At 63.1% G+C, this 19,425-nt stretch carries 12 protein-coding genes and 5 tRNA genes; 10 read left to right on the top strand and 7 right to left on the bottom strand.

Translation table 11 applies throughout. The features are described 5' to 3' along the window. The first annotated feature begins 177 nt into the window (after positions 1-177). The 3 genes from R1T44_RS04835 to ychF all read left to right on the top strand — a co-directional run bounded on the left by R1T44_RS04835 (position 178) and on the right by ychF (position 2,807). Positions 178-813, top strand: coding sequence for a 50S ribosomal protein L25/general stress protein Ctc (locus R1T44_RS04835; protein WP_043335898.1), 636 nt, complete (start codon positions 178-180; stop codon positions 811-813). A 29-nt stretch (positions 814-842) separates the two neighbouring features. Next, positions 843-1,427: an aminoacyl-tRNA hydrolase gene (gene pth, locus R1T44_RS04830; RefSeq protein WP_043335900.1), complete on the top strand. Its 585-nt coding sequence runs from the start codon at positions 843-845 to the stop codon at positions 1,425-1,427. A gap of 288 nt (positions 1,428-1,715) precedes the next feature. After that, positions 1,716-2,807, top strand: coding sequence for a redox-regulated ATPase YchF (ychF, locus tag R1T44_RS04825; protein WP_107335448.1), 1,092 nt, complete (start codon positions 1,716-1,718; stop codon positions 2,805-2,807). A gap of 185 nt (positions 2,808-2,992) precedes the next feature. Here ychF and R1T44_RS04820 read toward each other — a convergent pair whose 3' ends face one another. Further along, positions 2,993-3,943 carry a LysR family transcriptional regulator gene (locus R1T44_RS04820; protein ID WP_317292688.1) on the bottom strand — a complete coding sequence of 317 codons (951 nt, stop codon included), beginning with the start codon at positions 3,941-3,943 and terminating at the stop codon, positions 2,993-2,995. A gap of 189 nt (positions 3,944-4,132) precedes the next feature. Here R1T44_RS04820 and R1T44_RS04815 point away from each other — a divergent pair, with 189 nt between their 5' ends. Both R1T44_RS04815 and R1T44_RS04810 read left to right on the top strand, forming a co-directional pair. Further along, complete coding sequence (locus tag R1T44_RS04815) at positions 4,133-5,467, top strand: FAD-dependent oxidoreductase (protein WP_317292687.1); 1,335 nt, start codon at positions 4,133-4,135, stop codon at positions 5,465-5,467. Positions 5,468-5,548: 81 nt separating this feature from the next. Beyond that, a tRNA-Met gene (locus R1T44_RS04810) sits at positions 5,549-5,625 on the top strand. A gap of 214 nt (positions 5,626-5,839) precedes the next feature. Here R1T44_RS04810 and R1T44_RS04805 read toward each other — a convergent pair. After that, positions 5,840-7,168: a M18 family aminopeptidase gene (locus tag R1T44_RS04805; RefSeq protein WP_317292686.1), complete on the bottom strand. Its 1,329-nt coding sequence runs from the start codon at positions 7,166-7,168 to the stop codon at positions 5,840-5,842. A gap of 293 nt (positions 7,169-7,461) precedes the next feature. Here R1T44_RS04805 and R1T44_RS04800 point away from each other — a divergent pair, with 293 nt between their 5' ends. Then, complete coding sequence (locus R1T44_RS04800) at positions 7,462-9,570, top strand: carboxy terminal-processing peptidase (protein ID WP_317292685.1); 2,109 nt, start codon at positions 7,462-7,464, stop codon at positions 9,568-9,570. 503 nt (positions 9,571-10,073) lie between these two features. Here R1T44_RS04800 and R1T44_RS04795 read toward each other — a convergent pair. The 5 genes from R1T44_RS04795 to R1T44_RS04775 all read right to left on the bottom strand — a co-directional run bounded on the left by R1T44_RS04795 (position 10,074) and on the right by R1T44_RS04775 (position 11,767). Continuing rightward, positions 10,074-10,149 (bottom strand) — tRNA-Asn (locus tag R1T44_RS04795). Between the two features lie 97 nt (positions 10,150-10,246). Beyond that, a tRNA-Asn gene (locus R1T44_RS04790) sits at positions 10,247-10,322 on the bottom strand. 78 nt (positions 10,323-10,400) lie between these two features. Then, positions 10,401-10,476 (bottom strand) — tRNA-Asn (locus tag R1T44_RS04785). 174 nt (positions 10,477-10,650) lie between these two features. Further along, positions 10,651-10,727: transfer RNA gene (locus R1T44_RS04780), tRNA-Met, on the bottom strand. A gap of 86 nt (positions 10,728-10,813) precedes the next feature. Further along, positions 10,814-11,767: a choline ABC transporter substrate-binding protein gene (locus tag R1T44_RS04775; RefSeq protein WP_043335911.1), complete on the bottom strand. Its 954-nt coding sequence runs from the start codon at positions 11,765-11,767 to the stop codon at positions 10,814-10,816. Between the two features lie 457 nt (positions 11,768-12,224). Between R1T44_RS04775 and betI the strand changes: the two genes are divergently transcribed. From betI to R1T44_RS04755, 4 genes are all read left to right on the top strand, one after another. Beyond that, entirely contained in the window at positions 12,225-12,881 is a 657-nt protein-coding gene (gene betI / locus R1T44_RS04770; protein ID WP_043335913.1) for a transcriptional regulator BetI, read from the top strand. Next, the gene (gene betB, locus R1T44_RS04765; RefSeq protein ID WP_043335915.1) at positions 12,874-14,355 is read left to right on the top strand and encodes a betaine-aldehyde dehydrogenase; all 1,482 of its coding nucleotides are present in this window, start codon (positions 12,874-12,876) and stop codon (positions 14,353-14,355) included. Before betI ends, betB begins: the two co-directional genes overlap by 8 nt. A gap of 361 nt (positions 14,356-14,716) precedes the next feature. Beyond that, the gene (gene betA / locus R1T44_RS04760; protein WP_043335917.1) at positions 14,717-16,432 is read left to right on the top strand and encodes a choline dehydrogenase; all 1,716 of its coding nucleotides are present in this window, start codon (positions 14,717-14,719) and stop codon (positions 16,430-16,432) included. 361 nt (positions 16,433-16,793) lie between these two features. Then, entirely contained in the window at positions 16,794-19,262 is a 2,469-nt protein-coding gene (locus tag R1T44_RS04755; RefSeq protein ID WP_043335919.1) for an acyl-CoA dehydrogenase, read from the top strand. The last annotated feature ends 163 nt before the right edge of the window (positions 19,263-19,425 follow it).

The raw sequence follows: 19,425 nt of genomic DNA, 5'->3' as shown, positions 1-19,425 counted from the left end.
CCTGTCGGCGGGCCCTGCTCGCCGCTGCTCGAGGAAGAGGCACTGACAACGGCAGATGATCCGTCATCTGCCGACAAGCGGCCGGCCCAGAAATCTCCGGGCCGGCCTCATGGATCCGGTAGCGCTCTGGTCGCGGGGGCTACCGGATTCTCATTAGACCCTTGAGGTATCTGCAAAATGAAACTGTTCAAACTGAATGCTGAAGTTCGTGAAGACCTGGGGAAAGGTGCGAGCCGCCGCCTGCGTCGTACGAACGACTTCGTGCCGGCCATCATCTACGGTGCCGACCAGGCTCCGACTCCGGTCATGATCGACAAGCCGAGCCTGTACAAGGCGGTTGACGATGAGGCGTTCTACTCCTCCATCATCACCCTGAATGTTGCGGGCAAGACCGAGAAAGTCGTCATCCGTGACCTGCAGCGTCACCCGTTCAAGCCGCTGCTGACTCACGTCGACTTCCTGCGCATCGATCCGACCCACAAACTGACCATGAACGTGCCGCTGCACATCACTGGTCAGGAAGCCTGTGTCGGTGTCAAGGACCAGGACGGCGTCCTGCACGTCCTGGCGACTGACGTCGAAATCAGCTGCCTGCCGGAAGCCCTGCCGGAATACCTGGAGCTGGACGTGTCCAAGCTGGAAGTTGGCCACACCCTGCACCTGTCCGACATCGCTCTGCCGGAAGGCGCCGAGTCCGTTGCCCTGTCCCACGGTGCCGATCACGACACCGCTGTGGTCAACGTCACTCGTCCGAACATCTCTGCTGACGCAGAAGATGCTGCTGAAGGCGAAGAAGCACCTGCTGCAGAATAACGCAGCCTGATCAAGGAGCCAGACAGCGCATGTCACGAGTGAAAGCGATCATCGGCCTCGGTAACCCGGGGAACGAATACGAAGACACCCGTCACAATGCCGGCGTCTGGCTCCTTGACGCTCTTGCGCGCCACGGTCACACCACGTTGCGTCCGGAACGCAAGTTCCATGGCCAGTACGCGAAGGTCCACTTCGCCGGTCAGGATCTGCATTTGCTGTTCCCATCGACGTTCATGAATCGCAGCGGTCAGGCCGTGGCCGCATTGTGCAACTTCTACAAGCTCGCCCCGGATGAACTGCTCGTCGCCCACGATGAGCTGGACATCGACCCCGGCACCGCCCGCTACAAGCAGGGTGGCGGCCATGGCGGTCACAACGGGTTGCGCGACATCATCAGTGCACTGGGCAACGACAAGTCGTTCCATCGTGCCCGCATCGGCATCGGCCACCCCGGCAATGCCAAGCTGGTGACCAACTTCGTGCTCGGACGTCCCGGCAAGGCTGAACGCCAGGCTATCGACGACGCCATCGACGAAGTGGTGATGACCCTCCCCGACGCCATCAGTGGCGAATGGGCACGGGCCATGAATCGCCTGCATTCCTTCAAGAGCTGAACCCCTGCATCACCCCTCTCCGAATTTCGGTGATTCGCTCAGCGCATCACCTCGCTTGCGTGCGCGCGTCTCGCCACGCGATCAGCAGCAAAAGGCATCATTTGTCGCGCGACATGCGCCCAATGGATGACCTCGGCGGCATGAGGCCTTACACTTCCCGCCTGTCTTCATTCCGTGCCTGCCCACTCGTTTCCCCGCATGCCCAGTGCCTGTGCACTCAGAGCCTGCTGGTCGAGACGTCTGCCAGTGCCACGCCCCATTCGATACGTCACACCAGGATCTAGCGCCATGGGTTTCAATTGCGGCATCGTCGGCCTGCCGAACGTCGGCAAGTCCACTCTCTTCAATGCACTGACCAAGTCTGGCATTGACGCCGAGAACTTCCCCTTCTGCACCATCGAGCCGAACACCGGTATCGTGCCGATGCCTGACCCTCGCCTGAACGCGCTGGCCGAGATCGTCAAGCCGGAGAAGGTGATTCCGACCACCATGGAATTCGTCGACATCGCGGGTCTGGTCGCGGGCGCTTCCAAGGGCGAAGGTCTGGGCAACAAGTTCCTGGCCAACATCCGCGAGACCGACGCCATCGCGCACGTGGTGCGCTGCTTCGAGGATGACAACGTCATCCACGTCGCCAACCACGTCGACCCGGCCGCCGACATCGAGACCATCAACATCGAGCTGGCCCTGGCCGATCTCGACAGCGTCGAGCGCAGCATCCAGCGTCTGGCCCGTGTCGCCAAGGGCGGCGACAAGGAAGCCATCGCCACCAAGGCCGTGCTGGAACGCATCCAGCCGCACCTGGCCGAAGGCCAGCCGCTGCGCAGCTTCGGCCTCAGCGATGACGACCTGAAGATCGTGCGCGGCTTCGGCTTCCTGACCCTCAAGCCGACCATGTACATCGCCAACGTCAGCGAGGAAGGCTTCGAGAACAATCCCTACCTCGATATCGTGCGCGGCATTGCCGCCAACGAAGGCGCCAGCGTCGTGCCGGTGTGCAACAAGATCGAAGCCGAGATCGCCGAGCTGGACGAGGAAGAGCGCGAGATGTTCCTCGACGAGCTGGGCATGGAAGAGCCGGGCCTGGACCGCGTCATCCGCGCCGGTTACGAGCTGCTGGGCCTGCAGACCTACTTCACCGCTGGCGTGAAGGAAGTACGTGCCTGGACCGTCAAGATCGGCGCTACCGCACCGGAAGGCGCTGGTGTCATCCACACCGACTTCCAGAAAGGCTTCATCCGTGCCGAAGTCATCTCCTATGACGACTTCATCGCCTACAAGGGCGAGCAAGGCGCCAAGGATGCCGGCAAATGGCGCCTGGAAGGCAAGGACTACATCCTCAAGGATGGCGACGTGGTGCACTACCGCTTCAATGTCTGATGGCTCACCGGTGCCCGGCGACGCCCGGGCCCAGCTGACGCCCTGACAGCCTGTCCTGACAGAACGCCCCTGATCTCTCACGAGGTCAGGGGCGTTCTGCGTTGTGGTGCGGCAAACGGTTCAATCAGGGGCACCGATCAAGCCGTGGAGGTCTTAACCAACAGAGAGCTCAACCAGCGAAGGGCTCAGACCGCTGAGGGCTCTGCCAGCGGCACCTGCAGCCACTGCGCGGCCTGCCTGGCGAGCTGGTCTGCCAGCGACTGCGCCAGCCGCGAACGCCCCGCCTCGCGTCGCCACACGGCGCTCAGCACCAGCTCACCCGCCTGAGGCAGCTGACGAGCGCTCAAGCCGCGCTCTGTAGTGGCGGCATGCGCCGTGAGCGCATCGACCACCGCCAACCCCTCCCCCGCCTGAACCAGCGCCGCCGCCAGTGGATAGGTCTGCACACGCGTCACGATGCGCGGCGAAGATGGCAAATTGCTTGAAGCTTCCTGCGCCACGCTCGCCAGCAGACCATCGAGTCGCCGCGCCAGCGGGTCGTGCGCTCCCAGCGCGATCAGGCGCTGACCGGCTAACTCCGCCACCGTCATCGGCGCCTGCTGACAGTCCTGTGCCCAATACCCTGCGGGCGCGAGCACCAGCAGCGGCATGCGCACCAGCGGACGCATCATCAGCGCAGGATGCGTCGGCGCACTCAGCGTGAGTGCGATATCGACCTCATGCAGCAACAGGGCATCGACGATCTCGCGGGTATGCTGGGTCGCCAACTCACAGCTGACCCGTGGCTGACGCCGGCGCCACTGACCCAGCGCCTGCGGCAGCAATTGCTGGGCGATGGCAGGCGTCGCCACCACCTTGAGCGTGCGTGCCTCGCCCTCACGCAAGCCATCGACCAGCCGCCTCACATCGTCCAGCTGACCGAGCATCCCCTGACTGGCCGCTTCCAGCTTGCGCGCCTCCTCGGTGGGATGAAGCTGCCCTGCACTGCGCGTGAACAGCGTGATGCCCCACTGGCGCTCGACCTGCTGCAGCGCCTTGCTCGCCGCTGGCTGGGAGATATGCAGCAACCGCGCCGCGCCGGTCACGCTACCGGCCTGCAGGACGGCGTGAAAGATCTCCAGGTCCCTGAGCCGCATGCGCTATCTCCCTGTCCGGTTGTCTAGAGGGCTTACTTGAGGGCGTACTTGAGGGCGCACTTGAGCGCCTGCGCATCAGGTTACCCCATAACCTCGGGTTATGGCGCAGCACATCCTTTTCATTCGCCACTTACGCAAGCGACCGGCATGCTCGAGCAGGACACGACCTTCACGACCCGGGAGCCCAGCATGCAACGCCACGTGACCCTCATCGGAGGCGGCGTGATCGGCCTCGCCAGTGCCCACGCCCTGGTGCGCGCCGGCCACTGCGTGACCCTGATCGACGCCCATGCCGAGGTCGCCAGCGAGACCAGCCACGCCAATGGCGGCCAGCTGAGCTATCGCTATGTGGCGCCACTGGCCGATAGCGGCGTGCCCCGCCAGGCCATCAAGTGGCTTTTGGCAGGCAATGAGGCACCGCTGAAACTGCGCCCGAATCTGGCCCCCGCACAATGGCGCTGGATGGCCCGCTTTGTGGCCGCCTGCAATCACCGCACACATCAGACCAGCGCAGCGCAGATGCTCTCGCTGGCGCTGCACAGCCAGGCGATCATGAGCGAGTGGCGCACTCGAGATGCGCTCGGCGACTTCGCCTGGCAGCAGCGCGGCAAGCTGGTGATCCATCGTGACCCGATAGCGCTCGACAAGGCGGCCGCCGCGCGCGTCGCCCCGCAGGACCAACAGGTGCTCGATGCACGCCAATGCATCGCGCTGGAGCCCTCACTGGCCCATCAGCAAGCCCATCTGTCAGGCGCCATCTTCAGCGCCTCGGACGAGACCGCGGATTGCCATGCCTTCTGTCAGGCGCTGGAGCGCAAGCTGCAGGTCTCCGGGCGCTACACGCGCCTCGCCAACACGCGCGTCGCCGCGCTGAGCGCACGCAACGGCCGCATCGCGCAGCTCGAGCTCAGACACCTTGATGGCCGCCGAGAATGCCTCGCCGTCGAAGAGGTCGTCATCGCGGCCGGCAATCATGCCGCCGAGCTGGTGCGCCCCCTGGGCATTCGCCTGCCCCTGCAGCCACTCAAGGGCTACAGCCTCACCTTGGCGCTGACAGCTGACACCCCGGAGACGGCCGCGCCGCGCATCAGCGTCACCGACTCGGCACGCAAGGTGGTCTATGCCGACCTGGAGTCGTCGGCATCACGCCAGCTGCGCGTCGCGGCGATGGTGGATATCGGCCAGCGGGAACGCGACAGCTTCCACCCCGAACTGGATGAGCAGCGCATTGCCGCCCTGCGCAAGCTGGCCAGCGACACCTTCCCCGCAGCCGGCGATTTCGCGCAGGCCACTCCCTGGGCCGGACTGCGCCCCAGCACGCCCAAAGGGCCGCCGATCCTCGGCCGTCCCCGGCAAGCGAACAGCCCGGACAATCTGTGGCTGAACGTCGGCCATGGCAGTCTGGGCTTCACGCTGGCCTGCGCCAGTGGCGACCTCATCGCACGCGCCATCTCGCGAGAGGCTATACCCAGCTCTCTCTCCGACAGCCTACCTGATGCCCTCGCTGCGCGGCCGGGACGCTAGCCTGATGAATTCCCTGCCACTTTTTCGCGCTGATACGTTGACAACATCGCGGACAATCCGTAATATTCGCCTCCGTTGGACGGCTACATAGCTCAGCTGGTTAGAGCACATCACTCATAATGATGGGGTCCCCTGTTCAAATCAGGGTGTAGCCACCAACCAAGATTCGAAAGGCCTGACTGCTTGCAGTCAGGCCTTTTTCGTTGTGCGCGATCCATACGCAAGACTCGCGCATCCAGCGCCCTGCGCCGTAGCCCTCGAGCCAGGTCACAGGCATCAAAAAGGGCGACCCGCAGGCCGCCCTTTTTCCAGGCTCGTCTTTTTTACGATATTACGCTACGCGCCCGCTCTCTCAGCACAATCCAGCTCGACTCAGTCCAGCTGCTCGCGATTGCAGAAGGCTACCAGCACCTTGATCAGCATGGCGACATCGGCACTGCCGGATGTCTCACGAATCGAGTGCATGCCCCACTGCGGCAGCCCCACATCCAGGGTCGGCACCCCCACCTCACTGGCGGTGATCGGCCCGATGGTGCTGCCACAGCCCATGTCGGCACGACTGACGAAGGTCTGCACCGGCACATCCTGCTCGCGACACATCTCGCGGAACAGCCCGGCCGTGGTGCTGTTGGTGGCGTAACGCTGATTGGCATTGACCTTGATGACCGGCCCGGCATTCAACTTCGGCCCATGCCCCGCATCATGCTTGTCCGCGAAATTGGGGTGCACGGCGTGGGCATTATCGCAAGAAATCATCAAGGAGCGCTGCACGAGGCACTGATAGCCTTCTTCGCTGTCCAAGCCGACGTAGTGATTGATGCGCTTGAGCACATCGGCCAGGAAGGGCCCCTGGGCACCACAGGCGCTGGCACTGCCGACTTCTTCATGATCGGTGGTGACGAACAGCGCCCCCTGACTGCCATCGGCCTCCAGCAGTGCCTCGAGACCGACGAAACAGGACAGCAGATTGTCGAGGCGCGCACTGGTGATCAACTCACCCTTCAGCCCCGACTGCGCCGCCGGCTGCAGATCATGCAGGCCCAGCTCGAAGTCGACGACATCCGCGACCCGCACGCCGTGCTGCTCCTCGATCAGCTCGATCAAAAGCGCATTGAAGACCTCCGCGGGCGTCCCGGCCTCGTCCCCCAGCTGCATGACCACGGCTGACATCTGGGTCTGGGCATTGATGGCACGCCCGCTGTTGACGTCACGATCCAGATGGATCGCCAGGCTCGGCACGCAGGCAAACGGACGCATGACCGTCAGCAGCAGCGTCTCGCGACGGCCGTCCGCATGCCGCACCTGGACACGGCCCGCAAGGCCCAGATCGCGATCGAACCAGGTGCTCAGCAACACGCCGCCATAGGTCTCGACGCCCAGCGTCAACCAGCCCTGACTGGCCTGTGCCGGATTGGGTTTCAGGCGCAGACAGGGCGAATCGGTGTGCGCACCGATCATCCGAAGTGAGCTCAGCGACGTATCACCCTTCGGGAGCTGAAAGGTGATCAACGAGGAATCATTGCGCGTGACATAGGCGCGCTCACCGGGCGCCAGCTGCCAGGAAGACGTCTCGCTGAGGCGACGATAGCCCGCCTGTTCAAGACGCTGCGCCATGGAAGCTGTCGCATGCCACGGCGTGGGAGAAGAAGACAGGAAGTCGAGCAGTGCGGGAACGCGGGAATCCGCAATCGCATGAGTCATGATGGCGTCTGGTCCTCGAAGATATATGCAAGGCACTGTATAAGAAGAAACATGATGGGGAAAACCTGTGACGACCCTTCGATGACATGACTGCCATCCAGTCACCATTCAGCGGGGCGTCGAGAAGCGCGGCATGCCAGCCAAAGCCCTGCGCTGACAGAGTTTTCACAACCCCAACGCATCAACGCCAGACAACTGTGTATGGTGCGTGAGACTGCTACAATGCCCGCTCGACCCCCTGCGGGGAGGTCGTTCAGGGAGCAGAGTGTACATGAATCGGGAGTGCTTCATTGATGAGCCTGTTCGCAAACGTCCGGCGCACGGCATTCGTTGCCCTGTGTCTTGCCATGGCCGGCCCTGCCAGCGCCGCGGTCCCCCCTACTGACGCCGATGCACAGGCTGCTCGCGAAGTTGCCGAGTCTTTGCGCTATGGGCATTACGAAGATGTGACCCTGGATGACCACTGGGCCAACCGCGCCTTTACGCAATACCTCAAGACTCTCGACCCCCAGAAAGCCTATTTGCTGGATGCGGACATCAGCGAGTTCAGCGACCTGCGTCATGATTTCGACGACGCCATGGTCGATGGTGATCTCGAGCGTATCTATGGCCTCTACGAGCGCTATCAGCAACGCCTCACCGCACGCCTCACCTGGCTGGTGAAGACGCTGGACGCCAAGCCGAGCTTCGATTTCGACAAGGACGATCGCCTGGCGCTGGACCGCAAGGACAGCCCGTGGGCCGATAGCGAGCAGGAGCTCGACGAGCTGTGGCGCAAGCGCCTCAAGAATGCCTGGCTATCGATGTCGCTGTCCGACAAGAGCGATGACGAGATCGCCAAGACGCTCAGCGAGCGCTATTCCAACCAGCTCAAGCGCATCAAGCAGACCAACGATGAAGATATCCTGACGCTGGTGATGCATGCCGTGACCGGCAGCATCGACCCGCACAGTGAATACTTCTCGCCGCGTCAGGGCGAATCCTTCGATATCCAGATGAAGCTGTCGCTGGATGGCATCGGCGCCCTGCTGCAATCCGAAGGTGAATACGTCAAGGTCTCGAGTCTCGTGCCCGGCGGCCCTGCCGAGAAGGATGGCGAGCTCAAGCCGGCCGACCGCATCGTGGCCGTCGGCCAGGGTCAGGGCGACAGTGAGTGGACCAACGTGGTCGGCATGCGACTGGATGACGTCGTGGACTTGATCCGCGGCCCGAAGGGCTCCGTCGTGCGCCTGGAAGTGATTCCGGCCCAGTCGCTGGATGTCACCAAGACGCGTGAACTGGATATCACCCGCGACACCGTCAAGCTCGAGGACCAGGCTGCCAACGCCAAGGTCATCGACGTCAAGCGCGATGACGGCGTCCACAGGATCGGCGTCATTCATGTACCCGCCTTCTATGTCGATTTCGATGCCTGGCAGGCCGGTGAAGACGACTATCGCAGCACCACTCGCGACGTGGCGCGCCTGATCGATGAACTGAAGGCCAAGCAGGTGGAAGGCATCATTCTCGATCTGCGCAACAACGGCGGCGGCGCCCTGCAGGAAGCCAATTCGATGATCGGCCTGTTCATCGATCGCGGCCCCACCGTGCAGGTGCGTGATGCACGCGGCCGCATCAGCCTCTACGGCGATACCGATGCCGGCACCCACTATGACGGCCCGCTGACCGTGCTGGTCAACCGCCTCTCGGCCTCGGCATCCGAAATCTTCGCCGGTGCGATCCAGGACTACGGCCGCGGCCCGATACTCGGCAGCCAGACCTTCGGCAAGGGCACGGTGCAGACCATCTCCTCGCTGAGCGAAGGCGAGATCAAGCTGACCCGCGCCAAGTTCTATCGCATCTCCGGCGACTCGACCCAGAACAAGGGCGTGAAGCCGGACATCGCCTTCCCCAGCGTCATCGACCCGCAGGAGATCGGCGAATCCAGCCTCGACTACGCGCTGCCCTGGGACCAGGTACGCCCGGTGAAGTATCGCCGCTACGGTGATCCGGCACGCTATCTGGCCGCATTGCGCGCCCGCCACCAGAGCCGCGTCGAACAGGACCCCAACTTCAGCTACCTGAAGAGCGAAGTCGCGCTGTCAAAGGCACTGCGCGCGCAGCAGACCAGCATCAGCCTCAATCGCGAGCAGCGCAAACGCGAGATGGATGCCCAGGAAGCCGAGCAGCTGGCACTGGAAAACAAGCGCCGTCGTGCCCTCAACCTCGAGCCACTGACAAGCTTTGCCGAACTCGATGCCGCCAGCGACCACATCTCTTCCCCCGAGAGTGACCCGCAGCAGGAAACCGATATCGAAGAAGGCAGCAGCGACAAGGAAGCCAAGGACCCGATCGATCAGGCCCAGCTTCAGGAAAGTGCCGAGATCCTGCTCGACTACGCCCACCTCACCGGTGATCGCTAGACTCTCGTGACTCGCACCATGACCCGCGTCTGATGAAGCTGGTCGACTGCCAAGGCCCCTGCTCTCATGCAACACCGAGCGCAGGGGCTTTTTTCATGCCACAAAGAAAGTCTATGGCACGCAGCATCACGGCCGCGCGAGGCAGCAACGCGCGCACCACAACACCCAAGCAGCAACACATACGAAGCAACGACAAGACAGAAAACGTAGCAGCAGAAACGGAATGGCATGCATCGCAACGCCAGGCAGCTGCCGCGCAGAGGATGACAGCAGAATGCTGGCGACGCGGGAACACGCTCTCGACGCAGAAAGCACGAAATGCCGAAGCAGCACGAAATACCAAAGCAAGATGCGGAGCAGGAACGGACTGGCGAGCTGAACTAAGGAAGCAGGGTTTGCGAACAGAGATCAGAAACAGGACTTGTGGCCAGGGCCAACAAGCAAGGCTCAGGCAGCGATGGTGCGACCAACAGAGAACACGAAGGGAAGCAGGGAAGTGATATTGGCTCCTCGAACAGGACTCGAACCTGTGACCCAATGATTAACAGTCATTTGCTCTACCAACTGAGCTATCGAGGAACAACAAAATATCGATCGATATCAGGGCGATATCGAAGCTGACGACGAGGAACTCATCTATCAGCGTCATTTCCGGCATTGGCAGGAAGCCTTGGATTGGCTCCTCGAACAGGACTCGAACCTGTGACCCAATGATTAACAGTCATTTGCTCTACCAACTGAGCTATCGAGGAACGACCGGAAATCCATCTGTCAGTGACATCATCATGGATGCTATCAGGCTGACATTTCAAGCATGCTGCATGTGCTATTGGCTCCTCGAACAGGACTCGAACCTGTGACCCAATGATTAACAGTCATTTGCTCTACCAACTGAGCTATCGAGGAACAACCTTGAACACGCGACGAATTATACGGAAATACTCAATGGCGTCAACCACCTTCGGCCATTCAGACCACCGCAGAACTCGTTCGATTCCTCCTGCCGGATCCACCTCCGAAAGCGCACTAAGCGACATCCAGATGTGACAAGGCCCGCACGGATGCAGGCCTTGGAATCACTGGTGGCTACACCCTGATTTGAACAGGGGACCCCATCATTATGAGTGATGTGCTCTAACCAGCTGAGCTATGTAGCCACACGACGAGGCGTATATTGCAGGTCAGGCTGCTGAATTGCAAGCACTTTTTATCAAAAGCTCAACAGACGAGCCTGACGGGCCGATCAGATCCCCAGCGATGTCTTCACCGCGGCAAGGCCAGGCTGACCCTCCACGGTCTCGACTCCCTTGAGCCAGGCCTCCAGCACCTGCGGGTTCTGCTTGAGCCAACTGGCCGCCGCATCATCCGGGTCTTCGCCGCCATCCATGATGTCGCCCATCAGCTGGTTTTCCATCTCCAGGGTGAACTCGAGATTGGAAAGCAGGGCCCCGACGTTGGTGCATGCCTCGCTGTAGCCCGCGCGAGTATTGGTATACACCGTCGCACCCCCCAGATTCGGCCCGAAGTAATCATCGGCCCCTTCCAGATAGCCCATCTCGAAGCGGGTATTCATCGGGTGCGGTTCCCAGCCGAGGAACACGACCCACTCCTCGGCGGCAATCTTCGACTTCACTTCCGCCAGCATGCCGGCTTCCGAGGAGTCGATCATCTCGAACTCGCCCATGCCGAAGGCGTCGTCATCGATCATGTCGGCAATGATCATGTTGCCGTCGTTGCCCGCCTCTATCCCGTAGATGCGGCCGTCGAACTTCTCGAGATTGTCGGCAAGGTCCGCCACCGAGGTCACGCCGGCATCCAGTACATACTGCGGCACCGCCAGGGTGTATTTCGCGCCCTGGAGATTGGCGCGCGGGCGATCGACCTGCCCCTTGTCGATGTAGGGGTCACTGATGGAGGCCATCGACGGCATCCAGTTGCCCAGGAAGACATCGAAGTCATCATTCTTCATGCCGGCATAGGCGATCGGCACCGAGATGGTGTCAGAGGTCGTCTCATAACCCAGCCCCTCCAGCACGGCACGCGTCAGAGCGGTGGTGGCCGTGATGTCCGTCCAGCCGACTTCGGCGAAACGCACTGTGCGACATTCCTCCGACACGGCGGCCTGGGCCTGATTCGCCATGACCGGCACGGCGATGACGCCCAGTGCCAACAGCACCTTACCAGGTGATCGTTTCATGCTAACCCCTTGTTTTATTGTTCGTTGTCATTCAACTCTCGAGCGTCGGCGCAACGTTCAACCTACGTTGAGATCGACATGCTGCCCCTCCATGTTCTACCGCACTGTAGCGCTTTTACCAACCGGCCTCGCCAACCCACAGTCTTGAACGCCCGCCTGTCGCTGGCCGCCACCGGCCCTCGATGCCTCGCCCGCCTCCCCCTCCTGACCATCCCTGACCGCCCCCTGACCGCCCCCTGACCGCCCCCTGACCGCCCCCTGACCGCCCCCTGACCGCCCCACCTTGCCTCAACTTGACGCATCGGGAACCAGCCTCTACACTTTTTGTTAATTGAACGTTCAATAAAAACTTTGCGCACGACAGCATGGTGCAGCGCTCGCGGCAAACCGGTGATGATCCAGTACCATGGCCACACCAAGTGTCACACCGACCCGATATACGAAAAGGACTCCGTTGATGCCCAAAGTGGGAATGGAACCTATCCGCCGCCGCCAGTTGATCCAGGCCACCATGCAAGCCATCGATGAGGCAGGACTCGCCGACGCGACCGTGGCCCGCATTGCCCGTCACGCAGGCGTGTCCACCGGCATCATCAGCCACTATTTCGGCGGCAAGGATGGCTTGATGGAAGCCACCATGCGCCAGATTCTCACTGACCTGCGCAGCGCCGTCAGTGAGCGTCGCGCCGCACTGGCCGACGACGACGTCCGCAGCCATCTGCGCGCGGTGATCGACGGCAACTTTGACCGCAGCCAGGTCAGTCAGAGCGTCTCCAAGACCTGGCTGGCCTTCTGGGCATCCAGCATGCACCGCATTCCGCTGGAACGCCTGCAGCGAGTCAACGACAGGCGGCTGATCTCCAATCTATGTGCCCTGTTCCGCCGCTGCATGCCGCTGAACGAGGCACGTGATGCCGCGGCCGGATTGGCCGCCTTGATCGACGGCCTGTGGTTGCGCGGTACGCTGGACCCGACCGGCCTCGATGTCGAGCGCGCACGCCGCCTCGCCTACGAATATGTCGACTACCAGCTGACACGTCACATGGCAGCATCCCTGAACGCGACAGACTCCCCCACTTCCCCTGAACCCAGTAAGGAGCGCACGCATGGCTAACGGCAACGCAAGCTTCCCGACCCAGACCCTCTACATCGGTGGCCGTCGGGTCGAGGCTACCTCCGGCGAGACCTTCGAGACCGTCAATCCGGCCACCGGCGAAGTCATCGCCGAGATCCAGCAGGCCAGCGGTGCCGACGTCGATACCGCCGTCGAAAGCGCCCTGCAGGGTCAGAAGGTGTGGGCCGCGATGACCGGCATGGAGCGTTCACGCATCCTGCGTCGCGCCGTGGACCTGCTGCGCGAGCGCAACGACGAACTGGCGCTGCTCGAGACACTCGACACCGGCAAGCCGCTGTCCGAGACCGAAGCGGTCGACATCGTCACCGGTGCCGATGCACTCGAGTACTACGCGGGCCTCGCGCCGGCCATCGAAGGCAGCCAGATGCCGCTGCGCCAGGAAGCCTTCGTCTATACCCGCAAGGAGCCGCTGGGCGTCATCGGCGCCATCGGTGCCTGGAACTACCCGATCCAGATCGCCTGCTGGAAGTCTGCCCCGGCTCTCGCCGCCGGCAACGCCATGGTCTTCAAGCCCAGCGAAGTCACTCCGCTGAGCGCACTGAAGCTGGCCGAGATCTTCACCGAAGCCGGCCTGCCGGACGGCGTGTTCAACGTCGTGCAGGGCGATGCACGCGTCGGCGTGATGCTCACCGAGCACCCGGATATCGCCAAGATCTCCTTCACCGGGGAAGCCGGCACCGGCAAGAAGGTCATGTCCGCGTCCGCCTCTTCCAGCCTCAAGGAAGTCACCATGGAGCTGGGCGGCAAGTCCCCGCTGCTGGTGTTCGCCGACTCCGATCTCGACCGTGCCGCCGACGGCGCCATGATGGCCAACTTCTACAGCTCCGGTCAGGTGTGCACCAACGGCACCCGCGTGTTCGTCGAAGCCAGCGTCAAGGACGCCTTCGAAGCCAAGATCGTCGAGCGCGTCGCGCGCATCAAGGCCGGCGACCCGCAGGACCGCGCCACCACCTTCGGACCGCTGGTCAGCTTCGAGCACCTGGACAAGGTCGTCTCCTATCTGGAGATCGCCAAGCAGGACGGCGCACGTCTGCTGGTCGGCGGCGAGCGCATGAGCGAAGGCGACTTCGCCAAGGGCGCCTGGGTCGCACCGACCGTCTACACCGACTGCAGCGATGACATGCGCATCGTGCAGGAAGAGATCTTCGGTCCGGTGATGTCCATCCTGTCCTTCGACAGTGAAGAGGAAGTCATCCGTCGCGCCAACGACACCACCTATGGCCTGGCGGCTGGCCTGTTCACCGAGAGCCTGAACCGCGCGCATCGCGTGATTCACCAGCTCGAAGCCGGCATCTGCTGGGTCAACACCTGGGGCGAGTCGCCGTCCGAAATGCCGGTCGGCGGCTACAAGCAGTCCGGCATCGGCCGCGAGAACGGTGTCGAGACGCTGTCTCATTACACCCAGACCAAGTCCGTGCTGATCGAGATGGGCCCGTTCGAGTCCGCCTTCTGAGCCATCACTGGCCACAAGGCCTGATGACAGCAGCACCCTCTGGCGCCAGAGGCTGAAGTACCGGCTCTCAAGACCGGGCCTAAGCACCGGGCCTCAAGCACGACCAAGCGCCAGATGCCCCACCTGCCGGCATGTCGAACACTCGCCATGCCGGCTGCACGCCGCGTCGCTCGCCAGCGCCGCGCGCAGTGCCCGAATCCCGATGAGTCGTTGAGCCCCCGATGGCAGCTTGCTGTCATGCGGTGCCCCGACGACTCACCACAGACAAGCAAACGTATCCAGCAGCCCGGCAGTGGCCACTCCCCGTCGTGAACGGGGCGTCATGTGCCCGCATGTGGCACCCGATACGAGAGGACCTCCCATGAGCCAATTCGAGCGTGAATACGACTACGTCATCATCGGCGCCGGCAGCGCCGGCAATGTGCTGGCCACCCGCCTGAGCGAAGACGCCGACGTCAGCGTGCTGTTGCTGGAAGCCGGTGGCCGCGACCACCGCTTCGACTTCCGCACCCAGATGCCCGCCGCGCTGGCGTATCCGCTGCAGGGTCAGCGCTACAACTGGGACTTCAAGACCGATCCCGAGCCGCACATGAACAACCGTCGCATGGAATGTGGCCGCGGCAAGGGTCTGGGCGGCTCCTCGTTGATCAATGGCATGTGCTACATCCGCGGCAACGCGCTGGATTACGACAACTGGGCCAAGGACCCCATCCTGGCCGACTGGAACTATCGTGAGTGCCTGCCCTACTTCCGCAAGTGCGAGACGCGCGATATCGGCCCGAATGACTACCATGGCGGCGACGGCCCGGTGTCGGTCACCACGCCCAAGCAGGGCAACAACGAGCTCTATCATGCCTTCATCGCGGCAGGCATCGAGGCGGGCTACCCGGCCACCGAAGACGTCAACGGCTACCAGCAGGAAGGCTTCGGCCCGATGGACCGCTTCGTGACCAGGGAAGGCCGTCGCGCCTCCACCGCGCGCGGCTATCTGGATACCGCCAAGAAGCGCTCCAACGTGACCATCGAGACGCGTGCCACCACCGACGTCATCCTGTTTGAAGGCAAGACGGCGGTCGGCGTGAAGTACGAGCGCAAGGGTCAGGATCATCGCGTGCGTGCGCGCAAGGAAGTGCTGCTGTGCGCCGGCGCCATCGCCTCGCCGCAGATCCTGCAGCGCTCCGGCGTCGGCAACCGTGAACATCTCGAGCCGCTGGGCGTGAAGATGGTCCATCACCTGCCGGGCGTGGGCGAGAACCTGCAGGACCACCTGGAGCTCTACATCCAGTACGAGTGCACCCAGCCGATCTCGCTGTATCCGTCCCTCAAGTGGTACAACCAGCCGCCCATCGGTCTGGAATGGATGCTCAAGGGCACCGGTGTCGGCGCCAGCAACCAGTTCGAGGCCGCCGGCTTCATTCGCAGCGATGACAACGAAGCCTGGCCGAACCTGCAGTATCACTTCCTGCCGATCGCGATCAGCTACAACGGCAAGAGCGCAGTGCAGGGCCACGGCTTCCAGGCGCACGTCGGGTCGATGCGCTCCCAGAGCAAGGGCCGCGTACGCCTGACCTCACTCGATCCCAAGGCCGCGCCGTCAATCTTCTTCAACTACATGGCCGAGGAGCGTGACTGGGAAGAGTTCCGCGCCGCCATCCGCCTGACCCGCGAGATCATCGCCCAGCCCGCGCTGGACCCCTACCGCGGCCGCGAGCTGGCACCGGGCGCCCAGGCGCAGACCGACGCCGAGCTCGACGAGTACGTGCGCAACCACGCCGAGACCGCCTACCACCCGTGTGGCAGCTGCCGCATGGGCAGCGACGAGACTTCAGTGGTCGATGGTGCCGGTCGCGTGCATGGCCTCGACAACCTGCGCGTCGTCGATGCCTCGCTGTTCCCGGTCATCCCGACCGGCAACCTGAATGCGCCGACGATCATGCTGGCCGAGAAGATGGCCGACAAGATTCGTGGCCGCGCGCCGCTGCCGCCCTCCGACGCCGATTACTTCGTGATCGAACCCGGCACGCCGGCCAAGAAGCCCGCCAAGCGCAAGATCGACTCTGCTCCGATCAATGGCTAAGCACTGATCAATGACTGAGCACTGATCAACGCCAGAACCCGTGCGAGTCAACGCCTGCGACAGGTAGTCTGACCTCACGCACGCAAGCGCTATCGATCGTCCAAGGCCCCGCATTGCGGGGCCTTTTTCATGCCTGCCAGACAGCTTTCACTCAGCCCGGTCTGGCGCTCGCCGACTGCCTCCCCCGGGCGACTGCCCTCTTCGAGAATGAATCCGCACACCTTAGACCTTGGACGTACTGCAGGGTCGGGCAACATGGGATACGCTGAAGAGAATTCAAACAACTGTTCTAAACGCATGGCTGCTACGCTGTAGAAACGCCATGCAAAGACACCATCCCTCGCCACCCGGAGATCCTGCCATGACGCAGCTCATCCTCATCCTTGTCGCCGTTGCCGGTCTGTTGGCCGTCATGGCACGCGAAGCCGGGGCCCTCGCGGCCATCGGCGTTCTCGCCATCATCGGTATCGTCGGCCTGGCGGTCGACGCGCCGGTGCTGGGTTGCCTGCTGCTGATCGGCGCGGCACTGGTCGCGGTATGTGGCCTGCCGGCCCTGCGCAGCAAGTGGCTCAGCCCGCGCCTGTTCGCGATGTTCAAGAAGGTCTCCCCCAAGGTCTCGGACACCGAGAAGGTGGCGCTGGAAGCCGGCACCGTGTTCTGGGACGCCGAGCTCTTTTCCGGCAAGCCGCAGTGGGACACCCTGACCGCACAGCGCAACGACGGCATTTCCAGCGAAGAGCAGGCCTTCATCGATGATCAATGCTCTGTCGCCTGCGGCATGACCAACAGCTGGGAGATCGCGCGTGAGCGTGCCGATCTGCCCGAAGCGCTGTGGGAATACCTCAAGCGCGAGAAGTTCTTCGGCATGATCATTCCCAAGGAATATGGCGGCCTGGGCTTCTCGGCCAAGGCGCAGTCGCTGGTGCTGCAGAAGCTGGCGGTCAACGAGACACTGATGGTCACCGTCGGCGTGCCCAACTCCCTCGGCCCGGGCGAGCTGCTGCTCAAGTACGGCAGCGAAGAACAGAAGAACTACTACCTGCCGCGTCTGGCCGATGGCCGCGAGATTCCGTGTTTCGGCCTGACCGGCCCGCGTGCCGGCAGTGACGCGACCTCCATCCCGGACACCGGCATCGTGTGTCGCGGCATGCATGATGGCGAGGAAGTCGTCGGCATTCGCCTGAACTTCGAGAAGCGCTGGATCACCCTGGCGCCGGTCGCCACCGTGGTCGGCCTGGCCTTCCGCATGTTCGACCCCGAGCATCTGCTGGGTGACGTGGAAGACATCGGTATTACCTGCGCTCTGATTCCGCGTGACACCGACGGCATGGACATCGGCCGTCGTCACCACCCGATCGGCGCGCCGTTCATGAATGGCCCGATCTTCGGCAAGGACGTCTTCATTCCGCTCAGCTACCTGATCGGCGGCGAGCAGATGGCCGGCCAGGGCTGGAAGATGCTGGTCGAGTGTCTGTCGGTGGGTCGCTGCATCACCCTGCCGTCCGGTTCCGCGGGCATCTCGCGCTACGCACTGGGCTGGAGCGCCGGCTTTGCGCGCATCCGTCGTCAGTTCAATCTGCCGGTGGCCGAGATGGAAGGCGTGCAGGAGCCGCTGGCCCGCATGGCCGCGATGAACTACATCAGCCAGGCGTCGGTGCTGCACACCGCCAACATGATCGACAACGGCCACAAGCCGGCGGTGCCCTCCGCCATCCTGAAGAGCCAGCTGACCGAGATGGCCCGCTCGCTGCTGGCCGACGGCATGGACATCCACGGCGGACGCGGCGTGACGCTTGGCCCGCGCAACTACATCGGCGTGGCCTATGCCGGCACTCCGGTCTCGATCACGGTGGAAGGCGCCAACATCATGACCCGCAACCTGATGATCTTCGGTCAGGGCGCGATCCGCTGCCATCCTTACGTGCTGGAAGAGCTGGCCGCCAAGGACGCCGATGACCTGAACGCCTTCGACAAGGCCTTCTTCCGCCATGCCGGCCTGATCTTCGGCAACGCGGCACGCGCCTTCACCCAGAGCTTCGGCATCGGCGGCAAGGCCACTGGTTTCGACGCCGTCGCCACGCCCTACGCCAGCCACATCAACCGCTTCAGCGCCGCCTTCTCGCTGTCCGCCGATGCGGCCATGGCAAGCCTCGGCTCCAGCCTAAAGGCGCGCGAGATGCTGTCGGCACGCCTGGGCGACGTGCTCTCCAACCTCTACCTGGCGTCACTGACGCTCAAGCAGTGGCACGAATCCGAGGCCTGCGAACACGAAGAGGCGCTGTTCCACTACAGCATGCAGTGGCTGCTGCACCGCGCGGAAAAGGCACTGGATGAGCTGTTCGCCAACCTGCCCAACCGTGCGCTGGGCACTGCCCTGCGCGTGATCGCCCTGCCGCGTGGCCGTCAGTTCGCCATGCCCAAGGACAGCCTGACCCGCGAGATCGCTCGAGCAGTCTCCACCGACACTGCACTGCGTGCCAAGCTGACCGACAACACCTGGGACGCGCAGGACGAAGACCAGCAGGACAACGCCCTCGCCCGCTACAACGCGCTGCTCAAGGACTACCCGCGCGCCGAGCCGATCTACAAGGCGCTGGCCAAGGCCTACCACAAGGGCGAGATTCCGGCCGACGCACTGTCACCGGAAGCGCGTATCGAAGCGGCGGTCGAGGCAGGCATCCTGTCCGCCGAGGATGGCGACTTCATGCGCGTCTTCGAAGCCGAGGTACTCGACATGCTGACCGTCGACCACTTCGAATTCGACGCCTTCGTGCGCAAGCCGATGGCGAGTGACGGCACCGCCTCCAACCCGCAGCAGGACGCCGCCTGATGACTGGCCGACGCCCGCTTGATCGACGCCCACGCGATCGACGCCCATCTGATCGATACAGGAATTGATCACTGATCACTGATCGCAGAACCACAAAGGCCCCGCTCAATGAGCGGGGCCTTTGTCTTGGCAGAGCATGCCATTCGCGTGCGTCATCTCATCC

The organism is Cobetia amphilecti, from assembly GCF_032923285.1.
Lineage (GTDB): Bacteria > Pseudomonadota > Gammaproteobacteria > Pseudomonadales > Halomonadaceae > Cobetia > Cobetia amphilecti.
This window is presented reverse-complemented; position numbering and strand designations above follow the sequence as displayed.

Coding starts and splice junctions, on each gene's coding strand:
- betI (WP_043335913.1), top strand. CDS start 12,225: ATGCCCAAAGTGGGAATGGAACCTATCCGCCGCCGCCAGTTGATCCAG.
- ychF (WP_107335448.1), top strand. CDS start 1,716: ATGGGTTTCAATTGCGGCATCGTCGGCCTGCCGAACGTCGGCAAGTCC.
- R1T44_RS04805 (WP_317292686.1), bottom strand. CDS start 7,168: ATGACTCATGCGATTGCGGATTCCCGCGTTCCCGCACTGCTCGACTTC.
- R1T44_RS04820 (WP_317292688.1), bottom strand. CDS start 3,943: ATGCGGCTCAGGGACCTGGAGATCTTTCACGCCGTCCTGCAGGCCGGT.
- betB (WP_043335915.1), top strand. CDS start 12,874: ATGGCTAACGGCAACGCAAGCTTCCCGACCCAGACCCTCTACATCGGT.
- R1T44_RS04755 (WP_043335919.1), top strand. CDS start 16,794: ATGACGCAGCTCATCCTCATCCTTGTCGCCGTTGCCGGTCTGTTGGCC.
- betA (WP_043335917.1), top strand. CDS start 14,717: ATGAGCCAATTCGAGCGTGAATACGACTACGTCATCATCGGCGCCGGC.
- R1T44_RS04800 (WP_317292685.1), top strand. CDS start 7,462: ATGAGCCTGTTCGCAAACGTCCGGCGCACGGCATTCGTTGCCCTGTGT.
- pth (WP_043335900.1), top strand. CDS start 843: ATGTCACGAGTGAAAGCGATCATCGGCCTCGGTAACCCGGGGAACGAA.
- R1T44_RS04835 (WP_043335898.1), top strand. CDS start 178: ATGAAACTGTTCAAACTGAATGCTGAAGTTCGTGAAGACCTGGGGAAA.
- R1T44_RS04775 (WP_043335911.1), bottom strand. CDS start 11,767: ATGAAACGATCACCTGGTAAGGTGCTGTTGGCACTGGGCGTCATCGCC.
- R1T44_RS04815 (WP_317292687.1), top strand. CDS start 4,133: ATGCAACGCCACGTGACCCTCATCGGAGGCGGCGTGATCGGCCTCGCC.